This is a genomic window from Xanthomonas sp. F1 (assembly GCF_014199855.1).
In genome coordinates, this window is sequence record NZ_JACHOK010000001.1 from 761,966 (window position 1) to 781,317 (window position 19,352).

Consider the following 19,352-nt stretch of genomic DNA (forward strand, 5'->3'; position numbering starts at 1 on the left):
GGCATCTGCAGACAGCCGGGATTGGGGATTCGCAAAAGCGGTGCGTCGGCGCCCGTCGAGCGCTACCAATCCCGAATCTCCACTCCCCAATCTCCGCATCTGTAGACAGCCGCAGCCACTGGGCGCCCGCTGTTGCGAATCCCCAATCCCCACTCCCGAATCCCCGCCCCCAATCCACCTGACGCTAACGCCCGCTACCCCATCATGGCGCGATGGCAGACGCGCTCCCCCTCCGACCGCCGCCGCCGCGTCTGGACGATGCCTGCGCATTGTTCCTGGACGTGGACGGCACCCTCATTGCCTTTGCCGAACGCCCCGACCAGGTGCAGTTGCTCCCAGAGGTGCGTGAGGCGATCGGCCGCCTGCACCAGCGCCTCGGTGGCGCGGTGGCGCTGGTCAGCGGACGTCCGCTGACGCAGCTCGACGCCTTGTTCGCACCGCTGCGGCTGCCCGCCGCCGGCCTGCACGGCCACGAGTTGCGTAGCGACGCCGACGCGCAGGCGGCGATGCCCGCCGACACCTCGGAATTTCTCCATGCGCTGCATGCGCGCGCCGCACATCTTCACCAGACGCATCCGGGCGTCTTGGTCGAGGACAAGGGCGCCAGCGTGGCGCTGCACTGGCGTGCGGCACCTAGCGCCGCCGACGCGGTACTGGCGTTCGCCCACGCACAGATCGCCGAGCTGCCGGGCTACCGCCTGCAGCCCGGCGACCACGTGGTCGAGTTCGTGCCCGAGGGCAGCGACAAGGGCGTGGCACTGGCCACGCTGCTGCAGCAGCCGCCGTTCCGCGGCCGCCGCCCGGTGTTCGTCGGCGACGATCTGACCGACGAATTCGGCTTCGCCGCGGCCAACCAGGCCGGCGGCTGGAGCGTGCTGGTCGGTACCCGCGCCGACAGCGTTGCCACCTATGCGCTGCCCGATCCACGCGGCGTACACGCCTGGCTGCGCGATAACGCCGGATGAGGGCGCCGCCGCGCCCACCCGCCTGCGCCCCGAGGCCGTTTCCCCCACTGCTTCCGTACAAGGACCCGTCCGCTCCATGAGTTCCCCCAATCTCGACCTCGGCGTCATCGGCAACGGCAGCTTCGGCGCCCTGATCGACAAACGGGCCAGCGTGGTGTGGAGCTGCCTGCCGGCCTTCGACGGCGATCCGGCGTTCTGCGCGCTGCTGTCGCCGCGCGCGCATCCCGGCGGCGATTTCAGCATCGAGCTGGAGGATTTCGTCGACAGCGACCAGCACTACCTGGCCAACACCGCGATCCTGCGCACCGTGCTGCGCGACGCCCATGGCGGCGCGGTGGAGGTGATCGACTTCGCGCCGCGCTGGCGCAACCACGGCCGCTTCTACCGCCCGGTCAGCATCATCCGCCAGGTGCGGCCGCTGGCCGGCAACCCGCGCATCCGCGTGCGTGCTCGGCCGCTGGCCGACTGGGGCGCGCGCCAGCCGGAGAGCACCTGGGGCAGCAACCACGTGCGCTGGCTGCTGCCGGACTTCACCCTGCGCCTGACCACCGACGTGCCGGTGCGCTTCATCCGCGACGAACTGCCGTTCGTGCTCAACCATCCGGTCAACCTGATGCTGGGCGTGGACGAATCGCTGACCCGCTCGCTCACCGGCTACATCCAGGAAGCGCAGGAACGCACCGAGGAATACTGGCGCGAATGGGTGCGCTACCTGTCGGTGCCGCTGGACTGGCAGGACGCGGTGATCCGCAGCGCGATCACCCTGAAGCTGTGCCAGTACGAGGACAGCGGCGCGATCATCGCGGCGATGACCACCTCCATTCCGGAAGCGCCGGACACCCCGCGCAACTGGGACTACCGCTACTGCTGGCTGCGCGACGCCGCCTTCGTGGTGCGCGCGCTGAACCGGCTCGGCGCCACCCGCACCATGGAGCAGTTCCTCGGCTACATCTTCAACATCGCCACCACCGACGGCAGCCTGCAGCCGCTGTACGGCATCGGCTTCGAGGCGGCGCTGGAGGAACACGAGGTCGAGTCGCTGGCCGGCTACCGCGGCATGGGCCCGGTGCGGCGCGGCAACCTCGCCTGGATCCAGAAGCAGCACGACGTGTACGGCAGCGTGGTGCTGGCCTCCACCCAGCTGTTCTTCGATCTGCGCCTGAAGGATCCCGGCGACACCCACACCTTCCTGCGCCTGGAGCCGCTGGGCGAGCGCGCGTTCGAACTGCACGACGTGCCCGACGCCGGCCTGTGGGAATTCCGCGGCCGCGCCGAGGTGCACACCTACACCAGCGCGATGTGCTGGGCCGCCTGCGACCGCCTGGCCAAGATCGCCGCACGGCTGGGCCTGGACGAGCGCGTGGCGCACTGGCGCGAACGCGCCGACCGCATCCACGCGCGCGTGCTGGCCGAGGCCTGGAGCGCGGAGCTGGGACACTTCACCGACACCTTCAACGGCCACCGGCTGGATGCCTCGCTGCTGTTGCTGGCCGACATCGGCTTCATCGCCCCGGACGATCCGCGCTTCATCGCCACGGTCGAGGCGATCGGCCGCGACCTCAAGCATGGCGATGCGCTGTACCGCTACGTGGCACCGGACGATTTCGGCGAACCGGAAACCAGCTTCACCATCTGCACGTTCTGGTACATCGACGCCCTGGCCGCGATCGGCCGCAAGGAGGAGGCGCGCGAGCTGTTCGAGCGCATCCTCGCGCGGCGCAATCATCTGGGCCTGCTGTCGGAGGATCTGGCCTTCGACAACGGCGAGGCCTGGGGCAATTTCCCGCAGACCTATTCGCATGTCGGCCTGATCATCGCCGCCATGCGTTTGTCGCGCAGTTGGCAGGAGGCATCATGAGCAGATTGGTCGTGGTATCCAACCGTGTGGCCTTGCCCGGCGAGAACCGTGCCGGCGGCCTGGCGGTGGGCTTGCTGGCGGCGCTGAAGGAGCGCGGCGGCGTATGGTTCGGCTGGAGCGGCAAGACCGTGCGCGGCGACAGCGGCGCGCTGCACGAACAGACCCAGGGCGACATCCGCTTCGTCACCATGGACCTGAATCGCGCCGACCTTGATGCCTACTACAACGGGTTCGCCAACCGTACGCTGTGGCCGCTGCTGCACTTCCGCCTGGACCTGGTCGACTACGACCGCGCCACGCGCGAGGGCTACCGCCGGGTCAACGCCATGTTCGCCGACAAGCTCGCGCCGATGCTGCGCGAGGACGACACGGTGTGGATCCACGACTATCACCTGATTCCGTTGGCCTCGCTGCTGCGCGAGCGCGGCATCGGCTGCCGCATCGGCTTCTTCCTGCACGTGCCGTTCCCCTCGGCCGACCTGATCCAGGCGCTGCCGGATCACGCGCGGCTGTTCTCCGGCTTCTACGCCTACGACCTGATCGGCTTCCAGACCCGCCGCGACGTCGACCGCTTCCAGGCCTACGTGCGCCTGTTCGGCGGCGGCAAGGTGATCAAGGACGGGCTGCTGGAAGCGCCGGGCGGGCGCCGGTTCCGCGCAGCCATGTTCCCGATCGGCATCGATACCGAATTGATCGCGCAGCAGGCGCGCGCGGCGATGTCCAAGCCGGCGGTGCGCGACCTGCGCAGCAGCCTGCGCGATCGCCAGCTGGCGATCGGCGTGGACCGGCTGGACTACTCCAAGGGCCTGCCGGAACGCTTCCTCGGCTTCGAGCGCTACCTGGAACGGCACGCGGACCAGCGCGGCAGCCTCACCTACCTGCAGATCGCCCCGGTCTCGCGCGGCGACGTCACCGAGTACAAGCAACTGCGCAACCAGCTCGAACAGATCGCCGGGCACATCAACGGCGGCCATGCCGAGCCGGACTGGACGCCGCTGCGCTACGTCAACCGCAACTTCACCCACGCCACCCTGACCGGCTTCTACCGTGCCGCACAGGTCGGCCTGGTGACGCCGTTGCGCGACGGCATGAATCTGGTGGCCAAGGAGTACGTGGCCGCGCAGGATCCGGAGAATCCCGGCGTGCTGGTGCTGTCGCTGCTGGCCGGTGCCGCCGACGAGCTGAAGGAAGCGCTGCTGGTCAATCCGCACGACCTGGACGGCGTCGCCGACGCCATCGCCACCGGCGCCTCGCTGCCCAAGGCCAAGCGCATCGAGCGCTGGCGGGCGATGATGGATCATCTGCGCAAGCACGACATCAATGCCTGGCGCCAGCGCTATCTGCAGGCGCTGGAAAGCCTGCGCTAGCCGTGCTCCTCGCACGCTGCGGCGCGCACAACCCGCGCGCGGTGCGGCGCCGCCATGCGGCGAGCGCCACCGCGCCGCACGCGCGCCGCACGACGCAGTGTTCCGCATGCCGTCACGGCTCGACCACCTGCACCGCCTAAAATAGGCACACGCACTGCGTCCGTTCCGCGCTCAACCGAAAACGCGGCAGCGCGATGATTGTCTTGCGCTATGGCCGCGCTTGCGGCCCTGACCTCGCCTCTCCCCCCACGATCCGCCTGCACCGCCGCTATTCGCGCCACGCGCCAGGGATCCTCGTCGGATGTTTCGCTCATGACCATTTCTTCACCACCGAATGCAGCCGGACGCTGGCTGTTCGCCGGCTACGCGCTCCTCATCGCCGTGATCGGCGTCGCCCTCGCCGTCATGGGCGGGCAACTCGTCGCCGTCGGCGGCTCCTGGTACTACCTGATCGCCGGCGTGGCACTGGCCGTGTCCGGGGTACTGCTGGTGCTCGGCCGCCGCGTCGGCCTGTGGCTGTTCGGCGTGACCCTGGCCGCGACCATCGCCTGGGCCCTGGCCGAGGTCGGCCTGGATGGCTGGGCACTGATCCCGCGCTTGGCGATGGTCTCGGTGCTCGGCCTGCTGCTGTTGCCGTTCTGGAAGGTCGCGCGCTGGCGCCTGGCGCCCGTCTCCGGCATCGGCTACCTGCTGGTGGCCGGCGTACTGCCGGTCCTTGGCGCGGCATTGGTGTTCGTGCCGTTGCTGTTCCCGCGCACGGTGGAACTGGCTGATCCCAGCCTGGCCGCGCAACGCCCGCAGGCGGCTTTCAGCCGCGCAACGGTGAACAGCCCCGATGGCAACGTCGCCGGCAACCACGACGCCGGCAACTGGACCGCCTATGCCGGGTCCAACCTGTCCAACCACTACAGTCCCGGCGCGCAGATCACCCCGGACAACGTCAAGGACCTGAAGATCGCCTGGGAGTTCCATACCGGCGACCTCAAGCCGGCCGGCTCCAAGCTCGGCTACGCGTTCCAGAACACCCCGCTGAAGGTCGGCGACCTGGTCTACATCTGCACGCCCACGCAGAAGGTGATCGCGGTCGAGGCCACCACCGGCAAGGAGCGCTGGCGCTTCGATCCGCAGACCAATCCGAAGGCCATGGCCGGCGTCGCCGCCACCACCTGCCGCGGCGTGTCCTATTTCGAGGCGCCCACACCGGTCGCCGAATGCGCCAAGCGCATCTTCTGGCCGATGGTGGATGGCCGCCTGGGCGCGCTCGACGCGCTGACCGGCAAGCTGTGCGAGAGCTTCGGCACGCACGGCTATGTCGACCTGAACAAGGACACCGGCAACACCAAGCCCGGCTTCGTCGGCCCCACCTCGCCGCCGGTGGTGATGCGCGGCGTGGTGATCCAGCCCACCGGACAGATCCGCGACGGCCAGGAACGCGACGCGCCGTCCGGCGTGGTGCGCGCCTTCGACGCCATCAGCGGGCAGCTGCGCTGGGCCTGGGACCTCGGCAATCCGGCGATCGACGCGGCGCCGCCGGCCGGCCAGACCTACACCCGCTCGACCCCGAACGTGTGGTCGCTGATGGCCGCCGACGACCAGTTGGGCCTGGTCTACCTGCCCACCGGCAACGCCTCCGGCGATTTCTTCGGCAAGCAGCGCACCCCGCAGGAAGAGGAATACACCGCCTCGCTGGTGGCACTGGATGCGGCCACCGGCAAGGAGCGCTGGCATTTCCGCACCATCAACCACGACCTGTGGGACTACGACATCGGCCCGCAGCCGAACCTGGTGGATTTCCCGGTCCCCGGCGGCGGCACCCGCCCGGCAGTGATCCAGGCCACCAAGTCCGGCCAGGTGTTCGTGCTCGACCGCGAGACCGGCGCGCCGATCATGCCGGTGCAGCAGATCCCGGTGCCGCAGGGCACCGACCACGGCGACTGGACCGCCAAGACCCAGCCGGTGTCGCCGGGCATGCCCAATACCGTCGGCGCGCCGAGCAAGGACTACGAGACCCTCGTCGAATCCGATGCCTGGGGCATCACCCCGTTCGACCAGTTGGCCTGTCGCATCCAGTTCAAGCGGCTGCGCTACGAGGGCATGTTCACCCCGCCCAGCCTGGGCGGTTCGCTGGCCTTCACCGGCAACCACGGCGGCATCAACTGGGGCGGCGTGTCGGTGGACCTGCAGCGCGGCATCATGGTGATGAACAGCAATCGCCTGCCCTACACCGAACACGTGTACCCGCCGCAGGAAATGCAGGCGCTGGGCGTGGTGTCGGTATTCAACGGCAAGAGCAGGACGCCCGGCTATATGGCTCAGGAAGGCCTGCCGTACGGCGCACGCAAGGAGCCGTGGATGTCGCCGCTCAACACCCCATGCGTGGCGCCGCCGTGGGGCTACATCTCCGGCGTGGACCTGCGCACCCAGCAGGTGATCTGGCGGCGTCCGCTGGGCACCGGCTACGACCAGGGCCCGATGGGCATTCCGTCGAAGATGAAGTTCGAACTGGGCACGCCCAACAACAGCGGCTCGCTGGCCACCGCAGGCGGCGTGACCTTCATCGGTGCGGCGCTGGACAACTTCCTGCGCGGCTACGACACCCAGACCGGCAAGCTGCTGTGGGAAGTGCGCGTGCCGGCCGGTCCGCAGGCCGCGCCGCTCAGCTACACCGTCGATGGCAAGCAGTACATCGTCGCCGCGATCGGCGGCCACGACCGCATGGAGACCAAGGCCGGCGACAGCGTGATCGCCTGGACCCTGCCCGACGCGACGACACCGGCGAAGTAAGCAGCCGTCCCGCACCATCCCGCCACCGGCCGCGCATGCGGCCGGTGGCGATGACGGCCCGTCGAGCCAAGGCCGGGCCGACACGCCCGTCTGGCCGACCGCGCGCCCGCTTCACGGCGCCCATGTCGCTGCGCAGCACGCCATCACGCCTCGCCCAACCCGCGCTTGGCGTTGGCGTCCAGGCCATTCGAAGTTTCCGACGAACGGCAGGCGCCTGCGATCAAGCACGCCTGGCGATGCGCCGATACTGGGTGTACCCCCGCGAGATCGCGTCGCCCCCGCGGCGTTGCCCGTTGTTTCCCAACCGGTGCACACCATGCCCTCGCCATCCGCCGCTCCCCGCCCGACTTCCCCTTCCTGGCTGCGCCCGCGTTCGGCGCTGCTCGCCCTCGCCCATGTGCTGGTCCTGCTGGCGCTGGCCGGCTACGCCGTGCATGTCGGCCGCACGATCGGGCCAAGCGGATCGGCGCTGCCGCGCTTGCTGCCGGCGCTGCTGGCCGCCGTGGCCATGGCCGCGGCGCTGGTCTGGATCGGCAGACGCAGTGCGCCGCACTCGCTGGACCGAGCCACCCAGGCGCTGCAGGCGCTCGGCGAAGGCCGCTTCGAGCAGCGCGTGGACCTGGCCGGCGACGCGTCCGAGGTGGCGCTGTTGCGTGCGGTGCAGAACACACAGCAGGCCCTGGCCGCACGCCAGGCGCAGGCCGAGGCGGAACTGCGCCATGGCCGCTTCGTGATCCAGGCACTGGACGATCTCGACACCATGGTGCGCATCGCCGACGACGATGGCCGCGTGCATTTCGCCAACCGCAAGCTGCTGCAGATGTTGAAGACCATCGAACCGGACGTGCAGCGCTTCCGCCCGGAATTCCGCGCCGAACAGTTCGTCGGCGGCAGCATCGGCGACATCTACCCGGACAGCCAGGCAGCGATCGACCGCATGCGCGCGCTGACCGGCTCCAAGCGCGTGCGTGCGCCGTTCTTCGGCCGCCAGATCGATTTCGTGTACAGCCCGATCGACGCCGCCGACGGCCGCCGCCTGGGCACCATCGCGCAATGGGAGGAAGTGACCGCGCAGGTCGCTGCCGAACAGGCGCTGGCCACGGTGATCGAGGCCGCCGCGCGCGGCGATTTCAGCCAGCGTATCGACACCGCGGCGATGGACGGGGTGCTCAAGTCGCTGGCCGAGGGCGTCAACCGCATCGCCGATGCGGTGGAGAGCAACCTGGCGGAACTGGCCGGGGCGCTGACGGCGCTGGCCGAAGGCGACCTCACGCATCGCGTCGATGGCCAGGCCCAGGGCGTGTTCGCGCGCTTGCGCGAGGACACCAACCGCACCGTCGCCAAGCTCACCGAGATCATCGTCGGCATTCAGGACTCTGCCGAAACGATCCGCCGCGCCGCCTCGGAAATCGCCGCGGGCAACACCGATCTGTCCGACCGCACCGAGCAGCAGGCGGCGAGCCTGGAAGAGACCGCCAGTTCGATGGAGGAACTGACCTCGGCAGTGAAGCAGAACGCCGACAACGCGCAGCAGGCCAACGGCCTGGTGCAGAACACCGGCGATGTCGCCCGGTCCGGCGGCCAGGTGATGGACGAGGTGGTGGCGACGATGCGCGCGATCAGCGCGTCCTCGCAGCGCATCGGCGAGATCATCGGCGTGATCGACGGCATCGCCTTCCAGACCAACATCCTGGCGCTCAATGCCGCGGTGGAGGCGGCGCGCGCCGGCGAACAGGGCCGCGGTTTCGCCGTGGTCGCCTCGGAGGTGCGCTCGCTGGCGCAGCGCTCGGCCGATGCGGCCAAGGAGATCAAGGACCTGATCGATGCCTCCACGCGTACCGTCGGCGAAGGCGCCGCGCTGGTCAACCGCGCCGGCGCCACCATGCACGAGATCGTCGGCTCGGTGCAGCGCGTGACCGGCCTGATCGGCGAGATCAGCGCTGCCAGCGGCGAGCAATCCAGCGGCATCGAACAGGTCAACCGCACCGTGACGCAACTGGACGAAGTCACCCAGCGCAACGCCGCCCTGGTCGAGGAAGCCACCGCCGCGGCGCGCAGCATGGAGGAGCAGGCCGGCGAGCTGGCTGCGGCGGTCGGCGTGTTCCGGCTCGCGCAGGGCCGGGGGCAAGCGGCGGGTGGCAAGGTCACGCCACTGCGCAGTACCCGCTGAGCTGACGCACCGTGCAATCGGCAATCGAACGCTGGTAGTTGGCGGACCGGCGACGATCGAGCACATGCGCGAGCAACACGTCAGCGTTCGCTATAACGCGACCTGCAGGCGCTGGCGGGCTGAAGGCGGCGGCAAGAAGAAGTCGCCAGGCATTTGCCGCCATGGTGGCCTGCGTCCCGCGGCCATGCGCACCGGCCCGGCTCAGACGAAACTCATGTACAGGCTGCGCAGGAATGCGAGCTGTTCGTCGCGGTCTTCAAACATCGACTGGGCGAAGTACTCGAGATCGCTGCGCACCACCATTGAGTGCGCACGTCCCTTGGGCGCCAGATCGATGGTGAAGGACTGTCGCGACTGCCCCAGAAGCCAAAGATGCTCCAGTACCCCTGGGTGTTGGCTATCGTAGAAAAGACGCGCCCCCTCGCGCGCGATAAACGAATGCCCGGTATGCGCGTGCCTGGAATCCGGATCCACGGCGTCCACCACGTCCATTGGAACGAACATGTTTCTCGTCCTGGCTACGTCACCGCCCCAGACCGTCCCGGCGAGCGGACCATCCCCGACCATGCACACGACTCTGTCGAGCCGGTTCGCATTCGGCGCGTTGTTATGGTTCAGGATGTCCTGAAATGACTGGGGATTGGCCTGCAGAGCCGCGATCCTGGCCGCGATTTGCTGCGCCGTCGTCCCCAGAGGATAGCCAAGGACATCGTTGTTGTACGCCAAATTTTGGCTGAAGCTCTCCCTATCGTTCCACTCGCCCGTATATAGCGCGACTGCGCAGGAAGAGTCTTTGAAAATGCCGAATCCCGACTTGTGCAGCGGCCGCAGGCGAATGAACGCGCCGTTCTCGTCCATGTAATAGGTGCTCGGGAACTGCCTAGGCGAAAACACGTTGTTCTGCTCGTCTATATCGATACTGGAGAACAGCCAGTTCGCCGGCTTGATCAGCGGCAAGGGCGTGGCGGTGGGCATGTCGGTGTTCCTCTGCGATGGTGGTGGGCCAAGCGGCACCTGTGCGGCGCCAGCCACTACGTGCGGTCGGCGTAGCTGCGCGAGCAACAGCAGTAGAAGATGAAGATGCATTGGCGCCGCGTTCCTGCGCACTGCGCGCGCTATGGAGAACGCGACGTGCGCCAAAGTGTGAACACGCACGCGCGGGCGGCCTCGTGCCAGCGCGTCAAGAAGCGGCGCGATAACGTTCGGTGCTTGCGCTCCGACACAGGCCCAAGCCGGGCCGTCGGCGCCCACAGTGCGGACGAGGTCAGCAGCCTTCGCTGCCATGGCCGCCTCGCCCGCGCAAGGCGCCGCGCCACCCTCACTCCAGAAAGCGCGAGCGCTGCTGCGGCTCGGGCAGGAAACATTGCGTAGTGGTACCGAACCAGCGATGGCGGTTGCGCGCCAGCACGCGGTAGCCGGCATCGCGCCAGCGCCGCGGCAGCACGCGCAGCAGCGCGATGCTGCGCCACACTCCGCCGAGCCCGGCGACCACCGTGATCGCCGCGTCCGAATCGGTCAATGCACCGTGTCGTGTCAGCAGCAGGAACGACAGCGGATCGGCCGGATCCAGCCCGTGCTCGCGCAACAGCGCGCTCCCGCGCGGCGATTGCATCGCCGCGAAGCGGTAGTGGCCGCGATGGTCGTGGCGCAGCAGGAACCGCACCCAACGGCTGCACAGCGCGCACACCCCGTCGAACACGACGATGGCCGCACCCTCCGGCGCCGTCGGTGACGCGACCGGCGACGGCTCAGGCCGGCGCAAGCCAGCCCTCGTAGCGGATAAACGGGCCGATCCACGGCAGGGTCACTGCGATCACGAACGCGTAGCGGCCGTCGCGCTGGTCTTCGCGGCAATGCACGCCGGCCAGCCAGCGCCGTGGCAGCGGCAGCACGCCGAAGGCCCAGGCGCGCGCCGCGCGCCATTCGATGCCGGCGCCATCGATCCGCAGGGCGAATTCGAACACCACCGCACCCAGGCGCTCGCGCAGGCGGCCACGATGCAGCCACAGCCGCGAGGGCATGGCATGCGTGCCGAAGCGGCGCTCCCAGCGCTCGCCGTGCGCATTGGCGCGGAACACCACCTCCACCGGCGTCGCCGGCCCGGTGCGCGGCAGCCGTACCAGCCACGCGCACAGCGGCAACAGCGGATGCCGGCCGCGCTGCACCACGGCCTGGCCGACATAGCGCGACCGCGACGACGGCGTGTGCAGCGCGCGCAGCACCGGTGGCAAGTGCGCGAACGCCGGGCCGAGCACCTGCGCGAACAGCGGCGGGGTCAGGGGCCGATCCACGCCAGGGTCGCCATGCGCCCGCTGTGGCGGTCGCGCCGATAGGAATAGAAGCGCTGCGCATCGGCGATGGTGCACAGGCCGCCGCCGTGGATCTGCTCCGGCGCGATGCCGGCCGCGACCAGACGTTGCCGCGCCAGTGCGTACAGGTCCACCCGCCAGTGTCCGGGCCGGGTGTCCACGAACGCCGCGGCGGCCGCCGGATCGTGGCGCAGGAACGCCTCGCGCACCTCGACGCCGATCTCGTAGTGCTGCGGTCCGGCCGCCGGCCCCAGCCAGGCCTGCAGCTGTGCCGGCGGCGTGCGCAGGGCGGCCACGGTGGCTTCCAGCACGCCGCCGGCCAGCCCCTGCCAGCCGGCGTGCGCGGCACCGACCTCGCTGCCGTCGCGCGCAGCGAACACCACCGGCAGGCAGTCGGCGGTCAGGATCGCCAGCACCACGCCCGGTTCGGCGGTGACCGCGGCATCGGCGGTCGGCTCGGCGTCGATGCCGGTACCGTGCGGCGGCCCGTCGAAGCGCAGCACCTGCACGCCGTGCACCTGCCGCAGCCAATGCGGCGGTGTCGGCAGCGCCAGCCGCTCTGCCAGCTCGTCGCGGTTGCGCTGCACCGTGGCCGGGTCGTCGCCGTCGGCGGCGCTGCGGTTGCCCAGATTGAAATGGTCGAACGGCGGCAGCGAGGCGCCGGCGCCGTGGCGCAGCGTGGTCAGGGCACGCACGCGCCGCGGGGCCGGCCAGTCGGCGTGCAGGGCGAAGTCGGTCATCGGCGGCACGCTCGGCCGGCAGCGGCACCGACACCGGCTGCCGCGTCGCCGCGGACCGGGCGGCCATGTGTCAGGGCCGGACCGCAGACCAGCAGGGCACGGGAGACGGGCGACCCGGCCATGCTCAGCGCCGCGTCCGCTCGGCGGCCGCCTGCGCATCCGCACGCAGCGTGGCCATCAGCTGCTGCAGATCGGCCGGCACCGCCGCGGTGGCGCGCACCGGCTCGCCGCTCGACGGGTGCTTGAACTCCAGGGTCTCGGCGTGCAGCGCCTGGCGCTTGAAGCCGCGCAGTTCGCCGATCAGCTCCTCGCTGGCGCCCTTGGGCAGCTTCAGCGGGCCGCCGTACAGCGGGTCGCCGACGATGGGGTGCTTCAGGTGCGCCATGTGCACGCGGATCTGGTGGGTACGGCCAGTCTCCAGGCGGCATTCCAGGGCCGTGTGGGCGCGGAAGCGTTCGCGCAGCCGATAGTGGGTGACCGCGTCGCGGCCGTCCTCGCGCACCGCCATGCGCAGGCGGTCGCGCGGATGGCGGTCGATCGGCGCGTTGGCGGTGCCGCCGGAGACCAGCGCCCCGACCACCACCGCCAGGTATTGCCGGTGCACGTCGCGCGCGGACAGCTGCGCCACCAGCGAGGTATGCGCCTGCAGGGTCCGCGCCACCACCATGGCGCCGCTGGTGTCCTTGTCCAGGCGGTGCACGATGCCGGCACGCGGCAGCGCCGACAGGCCCGGATCGCGATACAGCAAGGCGTTGACCAGGGTGCCGCTGGGGTTGCCGGCGCCCGGATGCACCACCAGTCCGGCGGGCTTGTTCAGCACGATGACCTGGTCGTCCTCGTACAGCACCTCCAGCGGGATGTCCTCGGGCAGGGCGTGGGTCTGGGTGTCCAGCACCGCGTGCAGGCTGGCGATCTCGCCGCCGCGCAGCGGATCGCGCGGCCGCGCCGGGGCGCCGTCGAGCAGGGCGTCGCCGGATTTGATCCATTCGGCCAGGCGCGAACGCGAGTATTCGGGGAACAGTTCGGCCAGCACCGCGTCGAAGCGGCGGCCGGCGGCATGATCGGGGACGCGCGCCTGGCGCGGGCCGTCGCTGACGGCGTCCTCGGGCAGATCCGGGGGGGTATGGGGCATGGCAGGGGCACGGCTTGGGTCGGAAAAAGGGGGTCGCGGCGGCCATAGTCAGTCGCAGGACAGGCCACTAGGCTATCATCGCCCCTTCGTATTCCTGCCCTGCCGCGCCCGAACCCATGATCCGACGCTCCGTCCCGCTGTCCGCGCACGTCCGTTTCATCGCCTTGCTGCTGGTCACGCTGGTCGTGGCGACGGGTTGCCACCGTTCGAAGAAGAACCCCGAAGAAGGCATGCCGGTGGAGCAGCTCTACCAGAAGGCGCACGGGCAGATGGAGACCGGCAACTGGGCCGGCGCCGAGAGCAGCTTCAAGCGGCTGATCGCACAGTACCCGTACGGCAACTACACCGAGCAGGCGATGATCGAAAGCGCCTACGCCCAGTACAAGGCCGGCAAGCACGACGACGCGGTGTCCACCATCGACCGCTTCATCCGCACCTACCCCACCCAGCGCAACATCGCCTACATGTACTACCTGCGCGGGTTGTCCAACTCCAACCGCGACACGGTGTTCCTGCGCCGGGTGTGGTCGCTGGATCCCAGCCGCCGCGACCTGTCCACCCCACAGCAGGCCTACGCCGATTTCAACACCGTTGCCGAGCGCTACCCGAACAGCCGCTACGCCGCCGACGCGCGCGAGCGCATGATCGCCCTGCGCAACGTGTTCGCCCAGCACGAGCTGGACAACGCGCTGTACTACCTGCGCCGCGACGCCTGGGTGTCGGCTGCCTCGCGCGCCACCTACCTGCTGGAGACCTACCCGCAGAGCGCGTACCAGTACGACGCGGTGGCAGTGCTGGCCGACGCCTACACCCACCTGGGCAACAAGACCCTGGCCGCCGACGCACGCCGCGTGCTCGAGCTCAACGATCCGCAGCATCCGTGGCTGACCGGCAACTGGCCGAAGTACCCGTGGATGATCCGCAAGCTCAATCCGTTCGCCGGCGAGAAGTCCGCCGCCACCGGGCAGTCCAATTCGCAGATGCAGCGCTGATCCAGCGCGCCGGCAGGATGCACACCGACAGGGGCCGCGAGGCCCCTGTCGCGTTTCCGGGCACCGCCGATCGGTTCCTGTCGACCAGTAGGCGGCAGGCGTACGGTCTCCGCGGGTCGCCAGGGCGGCGACATCCAGAGGCACACAAGGCAGCCAGGGCAACGCCGGGCAGCCCAGGCGTCAGGGCGCGCAGCATGGCGGGCGCTTCCAGACCAATCCCGGCGGAGTGCGACCCGCACCGCAGTCCCGGGCATTGGCGCCAACGCCGGTAGCGGGGCTTGTTAGGCTGGTCCCGTGCCCGCCCCGGGCCGCTTCCGCCGGGAACGCCATGCCCCTGCCCTCGCTGCGCCCGCTGTTGCGCCTGTTCGCTGCCCTGCTCGTCATCGCTGCCGCACCCGCCAGCGCCGCGCCGGCCATCGTGTACGGGGTCAACGGCCACGACGGCCGCCCGGCCTATCCGCTCGACCAGAGCGAGGCGGTGTTCCGCCTGCTCGATCAGCGCAACCTGCGCAGTTACCGGTTCGACGTGGACCCGCGCAACTTCACCGTGCTCGACCGGCTGGTGCAGCTCTCGCGCCAGTACAACATCGCGCTGCGGCCGATGGTGTATCCGATGTCGCGGGAGATCGGCGACGCGCTGGCGCGCCGCTATGCCAACGACATCAAGGTGTGGGAAATCGGCAACGAGCAGGACCTGGACCGTGCCGCCGCGCCGGCGCGGATCGCGGCGATGACCACCATGTACCGCGGCATGAAACAGGCCTCCGACGAGATGGGTGCCGGCCTGCAGTTCACCATCAACATCACCGCCTGCAACAGCGACGATCACTCGGCCAACGCGCGCTGCCCCGGCGACCGCAACGGCTCGCTCTGGTTCCTGGACCAAGCGAAGGCCGCCGGTTTCGACTTCGACCGCATCAGCTTCCACTACTACGCCTTCCACGGGGAACGCGGCTACTGGATGGATCTGTATCTCGGACAACTGCGCGCCGCCGCGCAGAAGTACGGCACCAAGGTCTACGTCAACGAGCTCAACTGCGCCGAGGTGTACACCGGCAACACCGATGGCGGCCATCCCGGCGACGGTGCCTGCTACGACAGCGTGGCGGAGCTGCTGCAGACGCTGCGCAGCGACTACGCCGACGTGGTCGCCGAGATCAATCTCTACGAACTGCTCGACCAGCCCGACCAACAGGGCGCGGAGGCGCACTTCGGCCTGATGTACGACCTGAGCCGGCCGAAACCGACATTGGACCTGCTGACCGACGCCGCCCGCTGAGGCCGCGGCGGCGTCTTCGCATGGCGTGGTCGCGGCCTGCGGCTATGCTGCGGCGATGTTCGAACTGCATCGGGTCACCCGCCGCTACGGCGACACGCTGGCGCTGGACCAGGTCGATCTTTGCATCGCCCCGGGCCGCACCACCGCCCTGATCGGCCCCAGCGGCGCCGGCAAGTCCAGCGTGCTGAGGCTGCTGCTGGGGCTGGAGTGGCCGGACGCCGGCGAAGTGCGCTTCCAGGGCGAACCGCTGCGCCGCGCCACCCTGCTGGCGCAGCGCCGACGCATCGGCTACGTGATCCAGGAAGGCGGCCTGTTCCCGCACCTGAGCGCGCGCGACAACGCCGCCTTGCTGGCCCGCACGCTGGGCTGGGCACGGCCGCGCATCGAGGCGCGCCTGCACGAACTGGCCGAATTGTGCCGCCTGCCGGAAGCGCTGCTGGCGCGTTACCCGGCCGAGTTGTCCGGCGGCCAGCGTCAGCGCGTGGGGCTGATCCGCGCGCTGTTGCTGGACCCGCCGGTGCTGCTGCTGGACGAACCGCTGGGCGCGCTCGACCCGATCGTGCGCCACGAGCTTCAGACGCAGATGCGCGAGCTGTTCGCCCTGCTCGGCAAGACCGTGGTACTGGTGACCCACGACGTCGCCGAGGCCGCCTACCTGGGCGATACCCTGGTGCTGATGCGCGGCGGCCGCGTGTTGCAGGAAGGCAGCGCACGCACCTTGCTGGAGGCGCCGGCCGATCCGTTCGTCGGCCAGTTCCTGCAGGCGCAGCGCACCCTGGAGGATGCGCGGTGACGTCGCCGGGCGCGCGCTGGCGCGCGATCGCGCTGGTCGCCTTGGGCAGCCTGGTCAGCCTGCTGGGCCTGCCGGCCGCTGCCAAAGACGCCAAGGTGGTGGTCGGCTCGAAGAACTTCACCGAAGCGGTGGTGCTGGGCGAGATCGCCGCCGGCGCCGGGCGCCAGGCCGGAATCCAGGTCGAGCACCGGCGCCAGCTCGGCGGTACCCGCATCCTGTGGCGTGCGCTGGAGCAGGGCTCGATCGACGCCTATGCCGAGTACACCGGCACCCTGGCCGCCGAACTGCTGCAGATGCCCGGCGCCGACGACGCCGCGCTGCGGCGTGCGCTGGCGCAGCGCGGCCTGGCGATGAGCGCGCCGCTGGGTTTCGACAACACCTATGCGTTCGGCATGCGCCGGCAACGCGCGCAAGCGCTGGGCATCGCACGCCTGTCCGACCTGGCCGCGCATCCGACGCTCAAATTCGGGCTGAGCAACGAGTTCGTCTCGCGTGCCGACGGCTGGCCCGGCGTGCGCGACGCCTACGGCCTGCCGCAGACCCCGACCGGCCTGGACCACGATCTCGCCTACCGCGCGCTGGACAGCGGCGCGATCGACCTCACCGACCTGTACAGCACCGATGCCGAGATCCCCGCGCACGACCTGCTGGTGCTGCAGGACGACAAGCATTACTTCCCGCGCTACGCCGCGGTGTTCCTGTACCGCGCCGACCTGGCGCAGCGCGCGCCGCGCTTCGTGCAGGCGCTGCAGGGACTGGGCGGGCGGATCGACGCGGCGACCATGCAGCGCCTCAACGCCGAGGCCAAGCTCGACAAGCGCGCCGAAAGCACCATCGCCGCACATTGGCTGGGCATCGCCGCGCCGGCCCAGGACGGGCGCCTGCAGCGGCTGCTGCAGCGCACCCGCGAGCATCTGGCGCTGGTCGGGCTGTCGCTGGGCCTGGCCCTGCTGGTGGCGTTGCCGCTGGGCATCCTGGCGGCGCACCGGCCACGGCTCGGGCAGGCGGTGCTGGCGCTGACCGGCGTGCTGCAGACGCTGCCGTCGCTGGCGGTATTCGTGTTCATGATCCCGTTGTTCGGCATTGGCGCCAAACCGGCGATCGCGGCGCTGTTCCTGTACAGCCTGCTGCCGATCGTGCGCAACACGCATGCCGGCATTACCGGCATCCCGCGTGACCTGCGCGAGACCGCCGCCGCGCTCGGCCTGCCGCCGGGCACCCGGCTGTGGCGGATCGAACTGCCGCTGGCGCTGCGCACTATCCTCGCCGGCATCAAGACCGCGGCGGTGATCAACGTCGGCACCGCCACCCTTGGCGCATTGATCGGCGCCGGCGGTTACGGCCAGCCGATCCTCACCGGCATCCGCCTGGACGACCTCGGCCTGATCCTGGAAGGCGCAGTGCCGGCCGCGCTGCTGGCGCTGCTGGTGCAGGGCCTGTTCGAGCTGCTGGAGCGGGTGCTGACACCGCGCGGGTTGCGCCTGACGGCACGGCGGTGAAAAGGCGCCTCGTCGCGGGCATCAAAGGTGCGGCCGGCAATCGGCACCCGCACGAAACGCATCACAACCGCATGCGATCGCGGCTGAAGCCGCTCCTACGAGAAAGCGGCATGCCGCTTTCTCGTAGGAGCGGCTTCAGCCGCGACCAACGAAGCCATGCACCCGACAGGATCGACGATGCAGACCGGTAATCGACTGCCTTCCCCATAGAAACTGAAGACAGACAACGATCGCACACGCGTGCCTTCAATCACGCACCACCGCCACCATCTCTCGCGCCAGGCCGCGCATCGCCTCCGCCGTCAACTGCAGGTACGGCGCGATGCGCAGGGCACCATGGCGATGGGTGCAGATCACCTGCGCGTGCTGCAGCCATGGCAGCAAGGCCGGCATCGTCGACGCCGGCGGACGCAGCGCGTACAAATGCGGCGCATGCCCTGACGCGATCCAGTCGCCGGCGCCCAGTGCGTGCAGCTCCGCATCGAACGCCGCGCCAAGCGCGCCGAGCCGCTGCGCGATGCGTGCCGGCTGCCACTGCTGCAGCTGCTGCAGCGCCGCACTGGCCATCGCCAGCCGCAGCGGATCGGCGACGCCGCCGGCGTCGAAGCGGCGCGCGCCGCTGCGGTATGGCGGTGGTGCCTCGGCCGGGAACTGCCAGTCGCCGCCCGGATCGCGCGCCTGCCAGTGCTGCTCGAACGGCACGCCGTGCGCGCGCCAGTGCGGCGAGGCCCATAGCCACGCCAGGCCCATCGGCCCGAGCAGCCATTTGTGCCCGACCGAGACCACGAAATCCGGCCGCCAGACGTCCAGCCGCACCGGCAGCACGCCCAGGCTCTGGCTCAGGTCCAGCACCAGCATCGCGCCGGCCGCGTGCACGCGCGGTGCGATCCGGTCCAGATCCAGCAGAGTGCCGTCACGCCAGTAGGCGTTGGGCAGCGTCGCCACGCGCACACGCGGCTGCGCGTCCAGCGTCGCCAGCACCGCCGCGGTCCAATCCTGCCCAGGCGCACGCCGCACCACCGCCAGGGACGCACCGCTCTCGGCGCAGCGTTGCTGCCACGCCAGCAAATTCGATGGGAACTGGCCATCGAGCAGCAACACCGCATCGCCGGGCGCCAGCGGCACCTGCCGCGCCGCAATGGCCAGGCCGTAGGCGGCCGACGGCACCATCGCCACGCCCTCGCTGTCGCCCGAAAACAGCGTGGCCGCGGCCAGCGCGCGCAGGTCTTCGATCTGCGCACGCCAGGCATCGAAGGACAGCGTCCACGGCGCGATCGCATCGGCCAGCGCCGCATGCCCGGCGGCCAGCGCGCGGTGCAGCCGCGGCCCCTTGCTGGCGGTGTCCAGGTAGCGCACGCCGGTCGGCAGTGCGAACGCTTCCGCCGCGGCATCGAGGTCGACCAGTTCGCCGGCAGAAGCCGGATCAGCAGCGTAGCGCAAGGCGGTCGTAGACATGTGGCTAGG

At 70.0% G+C, this 19,352-nt stretch carries 15 protein-coding genes; 9 read left to right on the plus strand and 6 right to left on the minus strand.

Features of this window, described 5'->3' with window-relative positions; translation table 11 throughout:
• Nucleotides 1-212 precede the first annotated feature (212 nt).
• The 5 genes from otsB (at nt 213) to GGR71_RS03195 (ending at nt 9,144) form a co-directional block, all read left to right on the plus strand.
• On the plus strand, nt 213-965 hold the full coding sequence (otsB, locus tag GGR71_RS03175; RefSeq protein ID WP_160957320.1) for a trehalose-phosphatase: 753 nt from the start codon (nt 213-215) through the stop codon (nt 963-965).
• Nucleotides 966-1,041: 76 nt separating this feature from the next.
• Nucleotides 1,042-2,823, plus strand: coding sequence for a glycoside hydrolase family 15 protein (locus tag GGR71_RS03180; protein ID WP_160957319.1), 1,782 nt, complete (start codon nt 1,042-1,044; stop codon nt 2,821-2,823).
• Nucleotides 2,820-4,190 carry an alpha,alpha-trehalose-phosphate synthase (UDP-forming) gene (otsA, locus tag GGR71_RS03185; protein ID WP_160957318.1) on the plus strand — a complete coding sequence of 457 codons (1,371 nt, stop codon included), beginning with the start codon at nt 2,820-2,822 and terminating at the stop codon, nt 4,188-4,190. Before GGR71_RS03180 ends, otsA begins: the two co-directional genes overlap by 4 nt.
• A gap of 312 nt (nt 4,191-4,502) precedes the next feature.
• Nucleotides 4,503-6,974, plus strand: coding sequence for a membrane-bound PQQ-dependent dehydrogenase, glucose/quinate/shikimate family (locus GGR71_RS03190; RefSeq protein WP_160957317.1), 2,472 nt, complete (start codon nt 4,503-4,505; stop codon nt 6,972-6,974).
• Between the two features lie 316 nt (nt 6,975-7,290).
• On the plus strand, nt 7,291-9,144 hold the full coding sequence (locus tag GGR71_RS03195) for a methyl-accepting chemotaxis protein (RefSeq protein WP_160957316.1): 1,854 nt from the start codon (nt 7,291-7,293) through the stop codon (nt 9,142-9,144).
• A 201-nt stretch (nt 9,145-9,345) separates the two neighbouring features.
• On the opposite strand, the gene GGR71_RS03200 is transcribed toward GGR71_RS03195, so the two are convergent.
• The 5 genes from GGR71_RS03200 to rluD all read right to left on the minus strand — a co-directional run bounded on the left by GGR71_RS03200 (nt 9,346) and on the right by rluD (nt 13,325).
• Entirely contained in the window at nt 9,346-10,428 is a 1,083-nt protein-coding gene (locus tag GGR71_RS03200; RefSeq protein ID WP_184451625.1) for a hypothetical protein, read from the minus strand.
• Nucleotides 10,429-10,462: 34 nt separating this feature from the next.
• Nucleotides 10,463-10,906 (minus strand): thiol-disulfide oxidoreductase DCC family protein, encoded by a 444-nt coding sequence (locus GGR71_RS03205; protein WP_160957314.1) that lies wholly within the window; start codon nt 10,904-10,906, stop codon nt 10,463-10,465.
• Complete coding sequence (locus GGR71_RS03210) at nt 10,893-11,435, minus strand: DUF4166 domain-containing protein (RefSeq protein ID WP_160957313.1); 543 nt, start codon at nt 11,433-11,435, stop codon at nt 10,893-10,895. The genes GGR71_RS03205 and GGR71_RS03210 overlap by 14 nt, the downstream gene beginning before the upstream one ends.
• The gene (pgeF, locus tag GGR71_RS03215) at nt 11,420-12,193 is read right to left on the minus strand and encodes a peptidoglycan editing factor PgeF (RefSeq protein ID WP_160957312.1); all 774 of its coding nucleotides are present in this window, start codon (nt 12,191-12,193) and stop codon (nt 11,420-11,422) included. The genes GGR71_RS03210 and pgeF overlap by 16 nt, the downstream gene beginning before the upstream one ends.
• A 124-nt stretch (nt 12,194-12,317) precedes the next feature.
• Nucleotides 12,318-13,325 (minus strand): 23S rRNA pseudouridine(1911/1915/1917) synthase RluD, encoded by a 1,008-nt coding sequence (gene rluD / locus GGR71_RS03220; RefSeq protein WP_160957311.1) that lies wholly within the window; start codon nt 13,323-13,325, stop codon nt 12,318-12,320.
• Nucleotides 13,326-13,441: 116 nt separating this feature from the next.
• On the opposite strand from rluD, the gene GGR71_RS03225 reads away from it, so the two are divergent.
• The 4 genes from GGR71_RS03225 to GGR71_RS03240 all read left to right on the plus strand — a co-directional run bounded on the left by GGR71_RS03225 (nt 13,442) and on the right by GGR71_RS03240 (nt 17,888).
• The gene (locus GGR71_RS03225) at nt 13,442-14,317 is read left to right on the plus strand and encodes an outer membrane protein assembly factor BamD (RefSeq protein WP_048490317.1); all 876 of its coding nucleotides are present in this window, start codon (nt 13,442-13,444) and stop codon (nt 14,315-14,317) included.
• A 328-nt stretch (nt 14,318-14,645) separates the two neighbouring features.
• The gene (locus GGR71_RS03230; RefSeq protein WP_160957310.1) at nt 14,646-15,596 is read left to right on the plus strand and encodes a glycoside hydrolase family protein; all 951 of its coding nucleotides are present in this window, start codon (nt 14,646-14,648) and stop codon (nt 15,594-15,596) included.
• A 55-nt stretch (nt 15,597-15,651) separates the two neighbouring features.
• Nucleotides 15,652-16,389 carry an ATP-binding cassette domain-containing protein gene (locus GGR71_RS03235; protein ID WP_160957309.1) on the plus strand — a complete coding sequence of 246 codons (738 nt, stop codon included), beginning with the start codon at nt 15,652-15,654 and terminating at the stop codon, nt 16,387-16,389.
• Complete coding sequence (locus tag GGR71_RS03240) at nt 16,386-17,888, plus strand: glycine betaine ABC transporter substrate-binding protein (RefSeq protein WP_160957308.1); 1,503 nt, start codon at nt 16,386-16,388, stop codon at nt 17,886-17,888. The genes GGR71_RS03235 and GGR71_RS03240 overlap by 4 nt, the downstream gene beginning before the upstream one ends.
• A 246-nt stretch (nt 17,889-18,134) precedes the next feature.
• Here the strand turns inward: GGR71_RS03240 and GGR71_RS03245 are convergent, their stop codons facing one another.
• Nucleotides 18,135-19,343: an aminotransferase class V-fold PLP-dependent enzyme gene (locus GGR71_RS03245; RefSeq protein ID WP_160957307.1), complete on the minus strand. Its 1,209-nt coding sequence runs from the start codon at nt 19,341-19,343 to the stop codon at nt 18,135-18,137.
• Between the last annotated feature and the right edge of the window lie 9 nt (nt 19,344-19,352).

Coding starts and splice junctions, on each gene's coding strand:
- otsB (WP_160957320.1), top strand. CDS start 213: ATGGCAGACGCGCTCCCCCTCCGACCGCCGCCGCCGCGTCTGGACGAT.
- GGR71_RS03180 (WP_160957319.1), top strand. CDS start 1,042: ATGAGTTCCCCCAATCTCGACCTCGGCGTCATCGGCAACGGCAGCTTC.
- otsA (WP_160957318.1), top strand. CDS start 2,820: ATGAGCAGATTGGTCGTGGTATCCAACCGTGTGGCCTTGCCCGGCGAG.
- GGR71_RS03190 (WP_160957317.1), top strand. CDS start 4,503: ATGACCATTTCTTCACCACCGAATGCAGCCGGACGCTGGCTGTTCGCC.
- GGR71_RS03195 (WP_160957316.1), top strand. CDS start 7,291: ATGCCCTCGCCATCCGCCGCTCCCCGCCCGACTTCCCCTTCCTGGCTG.
- GGR71_RS03200 (WP_184451625.1), bottom strand. CDS start 10,428: ATGGCAGCGAAGGCTGCTGACCTCGTCCGCACTGTGGGCGCCGACGGC.
- pgeF (WP_160957312.1), bottom strand. CDS start 12,193: ATGACCGACTTCGCCCTGCACGCCGACTGGCCGGCCCCGCGGCGCGTG.
- rluD (WP_160957311.1), bottom strand. CDS start 13,325: ATGCCCCATACCCCCCCGGATCTGCCCGAGGACGCCGTCAGCGACGGC.
- GGR71_RS03225 (WP_048490317.1), top strand. CDS start 13,442: ATGATCCGACGCTCCGTCCCGCTGTCCGCGCACGTCCGTTTCATCGCC.
- GGR71_RS03230 (WP_160957310.1), top strand. CDS start 14,646: ATGCCCCTGCCCTCGCTGCGCCCGCTGTTGCGCCTGTTCGCTGCCCTG.
- GGR71_RS03235 (WP_160957309.1), top strand. CDS start 15,652: ATGTTCGAACTGCATCGGGTCACCCGCCGCTACGGCGACACGCTGGCG.
- GGR71_RS03245 (WP_160957307.1), bottom strand. CDS start 19,343: ATGTCTACGACCGCCTTGCGCTACGCTGCTGATCCGGCTTCTGCCGGC.